Source organism: Rhizobium sp. CB3090, assembly GCF_029714285.1.
Classification (GTDB): Bacteria; Pseudomonadota; Alphaproteobacteria; order Rhizobiales; family Rhizobiaceae; genus Rhizobium.
On record NZ_CP121662.1, the window covers coordinates 3,691,714 to 3,704,712 of the forward strand.

Consider the following 12,999-nt stretch of genomic DNA (forward strand, 5'->3'; position numbering starts at 1 on the left):
CGTCATTGCACGCTCCGTCCCACCCGTTTGAACAGCGACCACTTGCCGTCCTCCCAGCGATATTGATCGGGTGAGATCACATAGGGCACGTCGCTGAGATCGGCGCTGATCAGTTCGAGAAGCTGCAGTCCCGTGGCGTCGTTTTCGTGGGTGAAGAATACCTTGTCCCGCGACAGGAAGGCCGCGATCGGTGCTGCGCCGCCGGATTGGTCTTGTACCTCGGCCCAGAATTTCGGCAGCAAGGCGACGCTGGATTCGAATTGGCCGTCGATCTCGACATATTGAAACTGACTGAGCTTAGCGATTTGCACGCCGGTCTTCGACAGGAATTTATGAAGATTGGCCTGTGCCGTCTCCGCCAGCTCGCCGACATCGATGCCCCAGCCTTCCAATGCGCTGGTCATCACATAGCTGACCGTGGTCTCGCCGTTGACGACAAAAAGCTTGATCAGATTCTCCGCCTCATCGAGACAGACGAATTGCGGCGGATCGGATTTGCCGTTGATCGCCTGCGTCAGTTGCTGCCGAGCCACGTCAATGACGCTGCGCGATTTCAGCACTGGCAGCACCTTGTCCAGTTCGCCGCCGCCTTTCAAGGTCGCGGTTATGCTCAGATAGTTGAGCAGAGCCTGAGCGCGCCTGTCCCTTCTTCTCGCGCAACGCCAGCAGTGCGTTGCCCAGGAATTTCGTCATCTTGCCGCCGTTGCGGCTATGCAGCGTCAGTCTGCCAGCGCGCGGATCATAGTCGACTTTGATCGCCTCACCGAAAATGGCAGGCGCTCCTGCAGGTAGGCGGAAAAGCGGGCCTCGTCTTGCAGCGCTTCGTCAGGGATGTTGAGATCGAGACTCTTGATCGTCGGCGTGCTGGCCGGCTGTGATGTTAACGGGGCTGGCGGTTCAATCTGCGCGTCCGGCCGTTTGGTTCCGCCGAAGAGCTTTTTCAGGAAGTTGAACACACGACACATGCCCAAACGGTATTGCTGCAAGCCTAGCGCGCCCCCGGTTCATGTGCAATTCCGGCCCCTAATTGATTGTATGACTTGCGTAAGTGCCTGCTTGTCCGCACTAAAAAGGCGTATAGTCTGCAAAAACAGGCTGATCGGGCTGATTGCGAGAAGGGCAGGGGCAAATGAGTATTCTCGGGGGTGGCAGGCGGTCGATTGGAGCGCTGCTTCTATGTCTTATTGCTTTTTCCGTACCGGCAGCGGTCCATGCGCAAAGTGCGACCGCACCAACGGTCGCCGCCCCGCCACCGGAAAAGGTTAGAGAACTCATTCAGATGATGAATGAGCCTGACGTCAAGCAGTGGCTTGCGTCGCAGTTGGATACCAAGCCTGCTGCAGCGGACAAGTCTGCCTCAGGCGGTGGCGAGATGTCGGAATTGTCGGATACCCTCGGCCATACACGGCGGCACTTGGAGATAGTGTCGAGCGCCGCGATGACATTACCTTCCGAGGTAATGACGGCCTCCATGAAGCTTAAAAACGAAGGGGAGGCAGCCGGCCGGCTGCGCATCGGTATCCAGGCGCTGGTGCTGTTTTTCTTTGGCCTCGTGGCCGAACTGGTGGTTGCACGCCTGATCAATGCCAAGCATATGCAGCATGCGGAGCGGGCTGCCGGGGTCGAGACCGAATTGCAAGCCGCGCGCTTCCAGTTCATGGGCGGAGTCGTACCGGCTATCGTCCATGGCGTGGCGACGCTGATTCCGCTTCTCATCTTCGACTGGCCGCCGATCATCGAAAGTTTCGCGATTGCCTGCGTCATCGCGATCGTCTCCATACGGCTGGCGGTTTCGCTCGGCAGACTGCTGATGGAATTGATCGCGATGCGCCGGGCGAGCGACGTGCTCGATGAGGACGGCGGCGCCGCACGCATCGCCGAGCGGCGCCGGGTTGCGAAATACTGGTACAGGCGAGGCACCCTTTTCGTCATCTACTTTGCCTGTGGCTGGGCGGTGATCCAGGCCATGGAACCGCTCGGCTTCTCCGATGGCGCCCGCGCTCTTGTCGGCTATACGCTTGGCATCGGATTGTTCCTGATTGCCGTAGAGGCTGTCTGGGCGCGCCCTGCTCATTCTGGAACAAATGGTAGAAAGGTCGTCTCGTGGCTGCTGACGATTTATTTCGCCGCGCTTTGGTGCCTGTGGGTGACCGGGTTGAATGGTCTGCTCTGGCTTGGCATCTATGCTATTCTGTTGCCGCGTGCGCTCTCCGTGTCGTCGCGGGCGGTAGAGGCGCTGCATGACGCGGCCGGCGGTGTTCTCGGTGCCGGCAAACTGGCGTCGGTGATGCTGGATCGCGGCGTTCGCGCGATCATCATCGCGCTTGCCGCCCTCTGGCTCGGCCACATGCTCGGTGTCGAGGCTGCCACGATGATGAGGCAGCCCGAATCCATGATCGACCGTGTGGCCCGCGGCATCATTGGCGGCATCGTCATTCTGCTGGCCGCCGATTTGCTCTGGCATCTGTCGAAGACCTACATCAATGGCAAACTGTCGGCGTCCGCGCCGCTCGTCAGCGATAGCGAGGAGATGAGGGCTCGGCGCGCCCGGCTGCACACACTGCTGCCGATCTTCCGCAATATCCTTGCTGTAGTCATCGGCATCATCGCGATCATGATGGTGCTGTCGGGTCTCGGCATCGAGATCGGGCCGCTGATTGCCGGCGCCGGCGTGGTCGGCGTTGCCGTCGGTTTCGGCGCGCAGACCATCGTGAAAGACGTCATCAGCGGTATCTTCTATCTCTGGGACGATGCTTTCCGCATCGGCGAATATATCGAAAGCGGCAGCCACAAAGGCGTGGTGGAGTCCTTCAGCCTGCGCTCTGTGAAGCTTCGCCATCAGCGCGGCCCGCTTGCAACCATTCCCTTCGGCTCGCTCGGGGCGGTCAACAACATGAACCGCGACTGGGCGATCGACAAGATCATCCTGAAGGTCACTTACGACACCGACCTGGTGAAGACCAAGCGCATTATCAAGGAGATCGGCCAGCAATTGCTCGATGATCCGGACCTGTCACCGAGCATCATCCAGACACTGAAGATGAAGGGCGTCGAGCAGTTCGGCGATTTTGCGATCGAGATCAGGCTGGCGATCACCACCAAGCCCGGCGAAGTTTCCGTCATCCGCCGCAACGCCCTGGCGATGATCAAGCAGGCCTTCGATGAAAACGGCATCCATTTTGCGTTCCCGACGGTGCAGGTCGCAAGCGAAAGGGATGCCGCCGCCGCGGCCGCCCGCCAGGTGATCGAGATGCGGACGGCCGGCCTCGAAGGCGAACAACAGGCAGGTTAATAGCCGGCCTCAGAAGGTTTCCTTATAGGGGCGCAGGTCGATCTCCTGGGTCCAAGCGGAGGGATGCTGGCGGTGGATATGCCAGTAGGTCTCGGCGATGGCATCGATGTTGAGCAGCGTGTCGGCCTGAACGTCCGGACGCCTCGACCGCAATCTTTCGCCGTCGATGCCGCCATCGATGATAGTGTGGGCGACATGCAGCCCGAGCGGCCCGAATTCCCGCGCCATGCTCTGGCTGATCATCCTCAAGCCCGCCTTGGCGGCAGCGAACTGCGCAAATCCGGCCTTGCCGCGCAAGCTGGCCGACGCGCCGGTAAAGATCACGGTGCCGCGTCCGAGGGGGACGAGATGCCGGGCCGCTTCCCGGCCGACAAGGAAGCCGCCGAAGCAGCAGATGCGCCAGAATTCCTCGAACTCGGCGGCGGTGATACCGCGAAAGCCGATGTGGCGGTTGATGCCGGCGTTAAAGACGACGAAGTCGGGCGGGTCGATGTCGTCCTGCGGGGCAAAGGCATGTTCGAAGAGCCGTTTTACCGCGGCTTCATCGGTCGCATCGGTCTCTATGGCTTCGGCGCTGCCGCCGGAGGCATTGATGGTGTCGGCGACCTTGGCGATGTTTTCCAATGTCCGGCCTGCGATGAAGACGTGATAGCCTTTGTCGGCGAGCAGCCGGCAGAGGGCTGCACCAAGACCTTGCTCCGCTCCCACTCCAACGATGATGGCGCTTGGCGTACTCATTCCGCTGCCTCCCTGGCATCCAATGTCGGGTAATCCGTATAGCCCTCTGGGCCGCCACCGTAGAAGGTCGGGCGGTGATAGGGGTTGAGGCTGGCGCCGCGGCGAATGCGTTCGGGAAGGTCGGGATTGGCGATGAACAGGCGGCCGAAGGCAATGGCGTCGGCATGGCCTGCGGCAAGGGCGGCCTCGGCGGTTTCCGGCTTGAAATTGCCGGCAGCGATCAAGGTTCCGGACCAGGCCGGACGGAAGAGCTCGGCAGCCGACGGCACGTTCTTGTGGTCGACTTCCGCCTGGCCGGCACCGCTGGCGCGCGGCTCGATCAAGTGCAGATAGGCAAGATGCAGACGGTCGAGTTCGCGGATGACATGGCCGTAAAGCCGCAGCGGATCATCCTCGCCGCTGTCGTTGGCGATGCCGAAGGGCGAGAGGCGGACACCGACGCGATCCGAACCCCAGACCCTAGATACCTCCTCGATCACTTCAAGCAGCAGGCGTGTCCGGTTCTCGATCGATCCGCCATATTGGTCGGTGCGCTGGTTCGAACGGGCCTGCAGGAATTGTTCGATCAGATAGCCGTTGGCGCCATGGATTTCGACACCGTCGAAACCGGCCTCCTTCGCATTGGCCGCAGCCTGGCCGTAGACGTCGATCAAGAGCGGCATCAGGTCGGTATCGATCGCCTGCGGTGTCTCGAAGGGCACGCGTTCGAACGACGCCGTGAAAGCGTTTCCGGAAGCGGCGATCGCCGAAGGGGCGAATGGCGGTGCGCCGTCAGGCTGATGCGAGGAATGGGAAATGCGGCCGACATGCCAGAGCTGCAGAAAGATCCGGCCGCGCTTGGCGTGAACCGCTTGGGTGACTGCTTTCCAGCCGGCGATCTGCTCCGGCGTATGGATGCCTGGTGTTGCCGGCATGCCCTGTCCGGCCGGCGAAATCTGCGAGCCTTCGGAAATGATCAACCCGCCAGGCGACGCGCGCTGCGCATAATATTCGGCATTCATAGCGGAAGGCACATTGCCCGGCTGGCCTGCCCGCATGCGCGTCAACGGCGCCATGACGATCCGGTGTGCCAGTTCGTAGGGACCGATGGCGAGCGGCGAAAATAAGGTAGCTGTCATGAAATCTCCTGCCTGGAGCGGATTTTGCTCCCTGGGCGGAAGGGCCGGTCAGCGGCGGTTCGGTCTGGGGAACATTTGAAATATGATGATCATCATTTATCCGAACAATCGGACGCGCGCAACCAAATCCCGCGCGAGCAAGATCTGGACGTATTCCAGGCTACGCCGCAATCCTGCGAAGGAAAGCCAGTACCGCATCGTTGAACAGCGTCGGCCGCTGCAGCGGCGCGAAATGGCTGACGCCGGAAAGCAAAATGAGCTCGGCACCGGGGATGCTGCGGTTAAGATAGTCGGCGTGCTCGCGCTTGATGAATTCGTCATGCTCGCTGTGGACGATGGCGACGGGTACGTCGATTTCGGCGAGATCGGCGGTGGAATAGTTCGGCTCGGTCCGCTGCATCAGGCTGACCGCCTGAACGAAGGCATCGAATTGGTCAGGCGTGGCCGAGAGAGCGGCATAGTCCTTCACATGCCGGGAAAAGCAGCGGTCGATGATCGGCGTGGGCACGAATTCCTTCGTGCCGCTGGGGTCCATGTTGCAGGCGAAGTAGAAAACGCCCGCAATGCGCGCCGGATTGGTCCTGGCGAGGATCAAACCGGTGCATGCCCCATCGCTCCACCCGACGACGGCCGCTTTTTCGATGCCGAGCCGGTCCATCACGGCCAGCACGTCCGATGCCATCAGCTCATATTTGTAAGGCCGCACATCGCGCGTGCTGCGTCCATGGCCGCGGCTATCGATGACGACGGCCCGGTAGCCGGCATCGATCAGGGCCGGAACCTGATATCCCCAATTGCCGCTGTTCCCGAGACCGCCATGCAGAAGAATCACCGGCATGCCCGCGCCGTAGGCTGCATACCAGACGCGGGCGCCGTTGTGTTCGACATAGCCCTGGACATCCGTGGCCGGCAGGGCCGTTGCGCCATCTGCGGCAAATTTTTCGAGATCGTCGTCCTGGAATTCCATGCTGATCCGCCTCCCTGATGCCGCCCTTATATCCCATGACGCCGTGAGCCGGAAACCCGGAAGAGGGGCGTTGCCGGCCGATGTCGCTAGAAGAACGGACGTAAGGCCAGCTCCGCACCGAGCACGATCAGGGCGATCAGGAACCATCGGCGAAACGTTGCGGGACTGACCGTCCTCCGGATCGCCTGTCCCAGCCACATTCCGAGCAGCGCCGGCGCGACCGCGAGAGAGGACATCGCCAGATTGTCGAACTGAAAGGCACCGCGCGACGCCAAGCCGATTGCAAGCGCGACCGTTGAAACCGTGAAGGAAAGACCGAGGGCCTGGATCAGATCGTCCTTCCCCAATCCGAGGGCCTGAAGATAGGGAACGGCGGGAATGACGAGGACACCGGTACCCCCGGTGACGGCGCCGGTCATCACACCCACCAGGGCCGACAGCCAGGGCTCGGCCTTTTTCGGCACGGACAATTGCCGGGCAAACAGGGTGTAGCCGGCATAGATCATTAAGGCGGTCCCGAGCGCCATGGTGGTCCACCGAGTATTGCCGCTCGCCAGAAGCGAAGAGGTACCCACTGTGCTGATCAGGATGCCGAGCAGCATGGGCCATAATCGCTCTGCGAGGGCGGCAAAACGCGGTCCAGCGAATAATTGCCAGATATTGGAAACGAACGACGGCACGATCAGCAAAGCCGCCGCCGCAACCGGCGGCATGATGGCGCCGAGCAACCCCATGGCGACCGTCGGCAAGCCCATGCCGGTAACGCCCTTGACGATGCCGGCGAGGAGAAACGTCAAAGCGGTGGCGAGGATCAGCCAGGAGGAATGATCGAACATGCCGCCATTTGTGGCAATTCTGCAGGCCGTCCGCAATGCGGAATGGATCCTAACGGAGTCTTAGGCTGTCCCGAAGGCTATCTCCAATTGCCGGATGGCCCGACATACATGGCTGATTTTCGCGCCGCATTTATGCATCCGGAGTTCAGGAAAAAAATCTCAGTCTATCCATCCTCGGCCGTTGCCTCCCCGCATCTGTTCCAGAAGGTAGCGATCCCCGGCATCTGCGTGGCGTAGACGCGGCTGGGGCAAGCGCAGGCAACACCGATGATCCCAGTCGAGAATATCACTTGACCCCGATCGAAGATCGTATACGTTACTCGGCGATGGATATCGTATACGATATCGATAATGGACCCGAGGGAAACGAAAAGAATGCCCTGTGCCCAGCGCGCTACGGGCACTCGTTGCCCCGTGAAATCAAACGAACAACCTCAGCACAGGGATCAGTCGAGATGGCCTTCAAAAGAACAATCCACGCTGTTGATACGCACGCCGGCACGCCAATGCGCGTTGTCACCGGGGGCATTCCTCATATCCCTGGGAACTCGGTGTACGAGAAGATGAAGTGGCTGGAAAGCAACGATGATCAGCTACGCAAGCTGCTATTGCGTGAGCCGCGCGGCTATTCGGCGCATTGCTGCAATATCATTGTGCCGCCAACCCATCCCGAAGCGGATGCGGGCTATGTGATCATGGAGCAGATCGAATATCCCGTGATGTCTGGCGGCAATACCATCTCTGTGGTGACGGTGTTGCTGGAAATGGGCATGCTTCCCATGAAAGAGCCCGTCACCGAGCTGGTTCTCGAGGCTCCCGCCGGATTGATCCGCGTCAAGGCAGAATGCAAAAACGGCAAGGTCAAGAATGTCACGTTCAAGAATGTACCGGCATTTGCAGCCCATCTGGACGCTGTCATCGACGTGCCTCATCTTGGTAAGGTCACTGTCGATGTTGGCTGGGGCGGGATGTTCTATGCCATCGCGGATGTCCGCCAGTTCCCTGGTCTTGAATTGATACCGGAGCACGGCAGAGAGATTGCACGCGTTTCATCGATGATCAGGCAGGCAGCCATCGAACAGTTGCCGGTCGCGCATCCGGACTATCCGGGCGTCAGCATCACGATCTCGCAACTTTCCGGACCGACCGACGACCCGAATGCCGACTGGAAAAATGCGGTGACGATGGCCTCGGGTGATTTCTCCTGGGACAACCCGGCCACCTGGACCGGAGCGCTTGATCGCTGCCCCTGCGGCACCGGCACTTGCGCGAAAATGGCCGTGCTGCATGCAAAAGGGGAATTGTCGCTAAATCAGGCGTTTCGTCATCAAGGTATTCTGGGCAACATTTATACCGGTCGCCTTGTCGAGGAGGCAATAATCGGAGACAGGCGCGCCGTCGTCCCGACCGTCACCGGTACGAGCTGGATCTGTGGACTGAATACGATTGTATTGGACAATGATGATCCGTTCACCGAGGGTTTCACCGTCGGAGATACCTGGGCCTAAGTATCCGGACTTGGAGCCGATGTTTGGTGAGTCCCCGAAATATCTAGCCAGGCAGACAAAGCGGATTGGATATTTGACATGCATGAAGAGGTAGAACTCACTCAAGCGGAAGCCGAGGAGCTGGCGACACGAGCATGCCTGGCAGCCGGTGCCGATCCATCAAGCACGCGCTCGCTCGTGAACGCGACATTGTCCGCCGCACTCTACGGTCCAGCCACGCTCGGCTTTCCGCATATGGTGGACTACCTCAACAGCTTTCGTGAGGGACGCATCAAAGGCGATCCAACGCCCACCCTAACGCGTCCGTTCCCTGCATTCTTTGTCTCCGACGCCGACAAGGGCATAGCACAGCTCGGCTTCGACCTCGCATTCCAGGGCTTAGTTGAGGCGGCGCGAAATCTTGGAGTTGCCGTCTTCACCCAAACCAACAGCTACACTGCGGGAGAACTAGGCTATTACGTTCGCAGGCTTGCGGAAGAGGGATTCGTCGGGCTCGCGGCGACAAATGCAAACGCTATGGTGGTTGCAAAAGCGGGTGGCCCGGCTGTCTACAGCACAAATCCGATGGCGTTTGGATTTCCGCTGGGCGATCACTCCTTGCCGTTGATCATCGACCAGGCTTCGAGTGCGACGGCTTACGTCAACATTGTCGCGGCCGCTAGCGAGGGCCGGCCGATCCCGGAAGGATGGGCGGTGGACGAAAACGGAATGGATACTCGCGATCCTGCCAAGGCATTGACCGGAGCCCTATTGCCTTTCGGCGGCCGCAAAGGCGCGAATGTAGCCTTGCTGGTGGAAATGCTCTCCGCTGGCCTGTCGGGAGGGCCGTGGTCGTTGGACACGCCAGACTTCAGGTCGGGCGAAGCATCTCCGGCAGTTGGATTGACGGTAATTGCCGTAATGCCAGGCCCGGCCGGCGATGATCGCGTTGGCCGCGCGCATAAGCAAGCACTCCGCCTGCAAGACCATGGCGTGTTCATTCCGGGCGTCGACGGCATTCCGTTCCCTCGACCGTCGTCGCAGGGGCTGAAGATGCCTCGTAGCGTCTTCGAGGCGATTTGCGGCTTTTTCTCAGCGTAGGGATTTCCCTACGGTTGGCCGTCGCCTTGGCTCGCTGTCCTCCGCTATCATCTCGACAGGGAAGGCTTACGATTTGTCGGTCGCTTTAGGTCGATGCGCTAAGAGAGATTCGCAAGCACGCATGATATGGGCATGAATCAGCGCAGCGGCCTCATCGACCTTGCGTTTGCGGCATAGATCCAGAATCTGCCTATGCTCCCGGTCCGCAGTTTCCTGGCCGCTGGAGAGGGAAAGCTGGACCCTCAGATACCGTTCAATTCGGTCATTCACGGATCTGATCATGCTTAGTAGATACGGGCGATCGGCATCCTCGTAGAGGCAGGAATGGAATTGCCAGTTGAGTTCGGCCCACCTTGCGACGTTGGTTTCTTGTGCGAAGGCATCGCAGTAGGCTTGCGCTCGCTCGAACGTAGCCTCAGTCATATTCGGGATCGAAAACCGGATTGCACTGGATTCCAGTATTGCGCGAACCTCGAAAATCTGAACGATTTCGGGTTCGGAAACAGACGTTACGACGGCGCCCTTGTTCCGCTGGAATGCGACGAGCCCTTCCGCTTCAAGCCTCTTCAAAGCCTCCCGCACCGGAATTTTTGAGACGTTGAACATGCGTGCGACGTCATCTTGGCGAATGGGCTCACCCTCGTCCAAAGTGCCGTCGACAATCGACTCGCGAATGAACTTGAGGATAATGTCGGACGCGGTCGGCGCGGCTCCGAGATTTGGAATAACCTCTGCTTTTAGCGGCATTCGAACCCATTTCCAACAGCTACGGCATAAGCTCACGAATATCGTAGACGATGTTGGATCTCAAGATAGCGCCTCGGCATCTATCATAGATCGTATGCGTTATCTTGGATGGTAGTCGTATACTGTGAGGCTTGATATCGCGCACGAGATTGTCTCCCGTGTCGGGGACGAACCGTTACCTACTTCGGTATGAGCAAAGATAAAATGGCGGACAGGGAGTCCAACCAACTATCTGTTGCGAGCCGTTGTGGATGCTTGGTAGTAATTGATTTGTCTGAATTTTTCCCTTCGCGGCTGTTGTCAATCGTTGTGCGCAATGGTACGTATTGGGCGCATAACGTGGGTACGAGCGTGGGAACAGAACCATGGCAAGAGGCATAAATCGACTTCCTGCATCCTATCATAAGCTGAAGCCCGGCATGCATTGCGATGGCGGCAACCTCTATCTGCAAGTCACCGAAGGAGCGACGGGCAACCGGCGGCAGTCGTGGATCTTTCGGTATAAGCTGCCTGGTCAAAAGTATCGTGAGATGGGCCTGGGCTCGGCAAATGATATTTCGCTTTCGGAGGCTAGGGATATCGCTCGGGATTATCGGCGTATGACCGCGATCGGCCAAGATCCTATCGAACAGCGCAATGCTGAAATTGCGAAGAATATCGCTGCCCGTTCAGTGTCCATGACATTCGATGAAGCGGCCGCCGCCTACATTAAACAGCATCGAGTCGGCTGGAAAAATCCAGTTCATGCCTCTCAGTGGACATCTACTCTCGCGACCTATGCATCCCCTGTCCTCGGCAAAATGTCAGTTGCTGATATCGACACTCCTCATGTCATGAAGGTGATCGAGCCGATTTGGACAACCAAGACCGAAACTGCCAGCCGAGTACGGGGACGGATCGAGTCAGTTCTCGGATGGGCAACTGTTAGCGGCTTCCGAAAGGGTGAAAACCCCGCGCGTTGGCGAGGTCATCTCGATAATCTTTTGGCGCCCAAGGCCAAAGTGAAGCCGGTAAAGCATCAGAACGCCCTCGCTTACAAGGACATGCCGGTTTTCTTCGGCGAGCTACAGCAGCGCAATGGCATTGCGGCCTGCGCTCTCGAATTCTTGATTCTCACCTGCGTTAGAACGGCGGACGTGCGAAACGCCAAGGTGGCCGATATCGATGTTGCTGCCAAAGTCTGGACGATCCCCGCCCTCACTAAGACTGCCAAGGAACATCGTGTTCCTCTGTCCTCGGCTGCGATCGCAGCCTATCAGAAGGCGCGAGGAATGATCAACGACATTGGTGGTAAAGTCGCCGAGAGTGAATTCGCCTTTCCGAACGATGTCACCGGCGCTCGTCTTTCCGAAAATGCAATGCTTGCTCTCTTGGATCGGATGGGCCGTAAAGGAGCCATGACTTCACATGGTTGCCGTTCGACGTTCCGGACGTGGGCACAGGAGGCCACAAACTTCCCGTGGGAAGTCGCGGAAATGTCATTGGGCCATACCGTAGGGACGGCAGTTGAACGCGCCTACGCGCGTGGCGATGCCCTCAAGAAGCGTATCGCAATCATGGATGCGTGGGCGGGTTATTGCACCAAGCCGATACCTGAAGGATCGAATGTTACTCCGATACGGCGGAGGGCGTAATGCAATTTACTCAAGAATCCGTACAGCAGTTACTGGACAGCGAGGTTCTGAAAAATGGATGGGCGAGCCGCCTAAATCCTACGCCAAAGCAAGTCGGTGAACTTGCGGCGTTCCTTGAGAACTTACGGCTTCTTGCTTCTGGCCGTGACGAGGCAGGCCATGAAGAGGACGACAATCACCAGTTAATAGAAGCTCTTCAGGTGATGCTTCGCATTCTCCCGGACCGCTTGGCCGAACATCGCGCGATTGCCAGTTCTATGACCAAGTGGTCGGATGACTCTCGTTTTCGTGAACTCGTTGGATCGAACGCGAGTCAGAATGCGGATGCTGATGTTGTTGCGATAGAAGGACTCTTGACGGCAATCGAAAGTTTTCGGAACCGAGGTTTGCCACATCGACCGATCTTGTCGTTATCGGCCCCCGTTGAGGAGTGGAAGGGATATGCTCCTCACGTACTAGCCTATTGGACCAAACATTTTCCTACGCAAGCCCAAGACGCAGCATTTCGACTTATTGCAGCAATATCGGAAACGATGACCGGCAGTCCGGTAAAATTCTCGACAGTCCAAACGGCCTTCAAGAAGGGAGAATGGAGTAGTCAATAGGTGGAACAACCATAGTGCTTCATCCACCCGTAGAAGAATTGCCAGCTTCTCCCACCGATTTTCTCCGAAAGCAACGGTCGGTACTCCTTTGTGCGTGATTGTCAGCAATGGAGCTACAAATGTCTATCGAAACTCAGTGCGGCATTGAGCCGGAGTATATCTCCGTCAATGACGCGGCCATTTACGCCGCTGAAAGCGAATGGACCGTTCGCGACAAGCTTCGCCGGGGTATCTATCGCGCCAAAAAGAGCGGTCGCCGTACCTTGATCAAATTCGCAACGGTCAAGGCGCACTTGGACCAGCTTCCCGACGCAAGTTTCGCGCCGGTTTCGGACAAGAAGAAGGGCGATGCATAATGGCCCAGATCGCAATCAGTCCGCCAGAACACGAGCATTCGGAAGCTATCAGCGAGGCGGCACAGTTTCTTGCCCTTACGCCGCCCGAAGGCCGCCCGGCTCCCCTTGTCCCGGCTCT

At 58.6% G+C, this 12,999-nt stretch carries 14 protein-coding genes and 1 pseudogene; 7 read left to right on the forward strand and 8 right to left on the reverse strand.

All coding sequences use genetic code 11. The annotated features are described in order from the left end of the window. Positions 1 to 2: 2 nt before the first annotated feature. From QA646_RS17710 to QA646_RS17720, 3 genes are read right to left on the reverse strand one after another with little or no spacing between them, the layout of a single operon-like run. A complete protein-coding gene (locus QA646_RS17710) occupies positions 3 to 560 on the reverse strand; it encodes a hypothetical protein (RefSeq protein WP_283056679.1) in 558 nt (185 codons plus the stop codon). After that, positions 535 to 693, reverse strand: coding sequence for a hypothetical protein (locus tag QA646_RS17715; RefSeq protein ID WP_283056680.1), 159 nt, complete (start codon positions 691 to 693; stop codon positions 535 to 537). The genes QA646_RS17710 and QA646_RS17715 overlap by 26 nt, the downstream gene beginning before the upstream one ends. 26 nt (positions 694 to 719) lie before the next feature. Continuing rightward, on the reverse strand, positions 720 to 986 hold the full coding sequence (locus tag QA646_RS17720) for a hypothetical protein (RefSeq protein WP_283056681.1): 267 nt from the start codon (positions 984 to 986) through the stop codon (positions 720 to 722). A 293-nt stretch (positions 987 to 1,279) separates the two neighbouring features. Here QA646_RS17720 and QA646_RS17725 point away from each other — a divergent pair, with 293 nt between their 5' ends. Next, positions 1,280 to 3,292 carry a mechanosensitive ion channel family protein gene (locus QA646_RS17725; RefSeq protein WP_283056682.1) on the forward strand — a complete coding sequence of 671 codons (2,013 nt, stop codon included), beginning with the start codon at positions 1,280 to 1,282 and terminating at the stop codon, positions 3,290 to 3,292. A 9-nt stretch (positions 3,293 to 3,301) separates the two neighbouring features. Here QA646_RS17725 and QA646_RS17730 read toward each other — a convergent pair whose 3' ends face one another. The 4 genes from QA646_RS17730 to QA646_RS17745 all read right to left on the reverse strand — a co-directional run bounded on the left by QA646_RS17730 (position 3,302) and on the right by QA646_RS17745 (position 6,951). Beyond that, positions 3,302 to 4,030 (reverse strand): SDR family NAD(P)-dependent oxidoreductase, encoded by a 729-nt coding sequence (locus tag QA646_RS17730; RefSeq protein WP_283056683.1) that lies wholly within the window; start codon positions 4,028 to 4,030, stop codon positions 3,302 to 3,304. After that, positions 4,027 to 5,148, reverse strand: coding sequence for an alkene reductase (locus QA646_RS17735; protein ID WP_283056684.1), 1,122 nt, complete (start codon positions 5,146 to 5,148; stop codon positions 4,027 to 4,029). The genes QA646_RS17730 and QA646_RS17735 overlap by 4 nt, the downstream gene beginning before the upstream one ends. Before the next feature lie 160 nt (positions 5,149 to 5,308). Continuing rightward, positions 5,309 to 6,115, reverse strand: a complete 807-nt coding sequence (locus QA646_RS17740) for an alpha/beta hydrolase (RefSeq protein WP_283056685.1) — start codon at positions 6,113 to 6,115, stop codon at positions 5,309 to 5,311. An 86-nt stretch (positions 6,116 to 6,201) separates the two neighbouring features. Further along, entirely contained in the window at positions 6,202 to 6,951 is a 750-nt protein-coding gene (locus QA646_RS17745) for a sulfite exporter TauE/SafE family protein (RefSeq protein ID WP_283056686.1), read from the reverse strand. A 111-nt stretch (positions 6,952 to 7,062) separates the two neighbouring features. Here QA646_RS17745 and QA646_RS17750 point away from each other — a divergent pair. The 3 genes and pseudogenes from QA646_RS17750 to QA646_RS17760 all read left to right on the forward strand — a co-directional run. Then, positions 7,063 to 7,188 (forward strand): annotated as a pseudogene (locus QA646_RS17750) (antibiotic biosynthesis monooxygenase); the annotation flags it as partial. Between the two features lie 53 nt (positions 7,189 to 7,241). Beyond that, a complete protein-coding gene (locus QA646_RS17755; protein ID WP_283056687.1) occupies positions 7,242 to 8,459 on the forward strand; it encodes a proline racemase family protein in 1,218 nt (405 codons plus the stop codon). Positions 8,460 to 8,537: 78 nt separating this feature from the next. Beyond that, entirely contained in the window at positions 8,538 to 9,539 is a 1,002-nt protein-coding gene (locus tag QA646_RS17760; protein WP_283056688.1) for an Ldh family oxidoreductase, read from the forward strand. Positions 9,540 to 9,605: 66 nt separating this feature from the next. Here the strand turns inward: QA646_RS17760 and QA646_RS17765 are convergent, their stop codons facing one another. After that, positions 9,606 to 10,286 carry a GntR family transcriptional regulator gene (locus tag QA646_RS17765; RefSeq protein ID WP_283056689.1) on the reverse strand — a complete coding sequence of 227 codons (681 nt, stop codon included), beginning with the start codon at positions 10,284 to 10,286 and terminating at the stop codon, positions 9,606 to 9,608. 365 nt (positions 10,287 to 10,651) lie between these two features. Between QA646_RS17765 and QA646_RS17770 the strand changes: the two genes are divergently transcribed. The 3 genes from QA646_RS17770 (at position 10,652) to QA646_RS17780 (ending at position 12,881) form a co-directional block, all read left to right on the forward strand. Further along, positions 10,652 to 11,920, forward strand: a complete 1,269-nt coding sequence (locus QA646_RS17770) for a site-specific integrase (protein WP_283056690.1) — start codon at positions 10,652 to 10,654, stop codon at positions 11,918 to 11,920. Continuing rightward, complete coding sequence (locus QA646_RS17775; RefSeq protein WP_283056691.1) at positions 11,920 to 12,525, forward strand: hypothetical protein; 606 nt, start codon at positions 11,920 to 11,922, stop codon at positions 12,523 to 12,525. The genes QA646_RS17770 and QA646_RS17775 overlap by 1 nt, the downstream gene beginning before the upstream one ends. A gap of 119 nt (positions 12,526 to 12,644) precedes the next feature. Further along, positions 12,645 to 12,881 carry a hypothetical protein gene (locus QA646_RS17780; protein WP_283056692.1) on the forward strand — a complete coding sequence of 79 codons (237 nt, stop codon included), beginning with the start codon at positions 12,645 to 12,647 and terminating at the stop codon, positions 12,879 to 12,881. Positions 12,882 to 12,999 lie beyond the last annotated feature (118 nt).

What these genes read in the sequence shown, in the direction of transcription:
- QA646_RS17730 (WP_283056683.1), bottom strand. Translation starts at nt 4,030, where the DNA reads ATGAGTACGCCAAGCGCCATCATCGTTGGAGTGGGAGCGGAGCAAGGT.
- QA646_RS17740 (WP_283056685.1), bottom strand. Translation starts at nt 6,115, where the DNA reads ATGGAATTCCAGGACGACGATCTCGAAAAATTTGCCGCAGATGGCGCA.
- QA646_RS17745 (WP_283056686.1), bottom strand. Translation starts at nt 6,951, where the DNA reads ATGTTCGATCATTCCTCCTGGCTGATCCTCGCCACCGCTTTGACGTTT.
- QA646_RS17715 (WP_283056680.1), bottom strand. Translation starts at nt 693, where the DNA reads ATGACGAAATTCCTGGGCAACGCACTGCTGGCGTTGCGCGAGAAGAAG.
- QA646_RS17725 (WP_283056682.1), top strand. Translation starts at nt 1,280, where the DNA reads ATGATGAATGAGCCTGACGTCAAGCAGTGGCTTGCGTCGCAGTTGGAT.
- QA646_RS17765 (WP_283056689.1), bottom strand. Translation starts at nt 10,286, where the DNA reads ATGCCGCTAAAAGCAGAGGTTATTCCAAATCTCGGAGCCGCGCCGACC.
- QA646_RS17775 (WP_283056691.1), top strand. Translation starts at nt 11,920, where the DNA reads ATGCAATTTACTCAAGAATCCGTACAGCAGTTACTGGACAGCGAGGTT.
- QA646_RS17770 (WP_283056690.1), top strand. Translation starts at nt 10,652, where the DNA reads ATGGCAAGAGGCATAAATCGACTTCCTGCATCCTATCATAAGCTGAAG.
- QA646_RS17735 (WP_283056684.1), bottom strand. Translation starts at nt 5,148, where the DNA reads ATGACAGCTACCTTATTTTCGCCGCTCGCCATCGGTCCCTACGAACTG.
- QA646_RS17780 (WP_283056692.1), top strand. Translation starts at nt 12,645, where the DNA reads ATGTCTATCGAAACTCAGTGCGGCATTGAGCCGGAGTATATCTCCGTC.
- QA646_RS17760 (WP_283056688.1), top strand. Translation starts at nt 8,538, where the DNA reads ATGCATGAAGAGGTAGAACTCACTCAAGCGGAAGCCGAGGAGCTGGCG.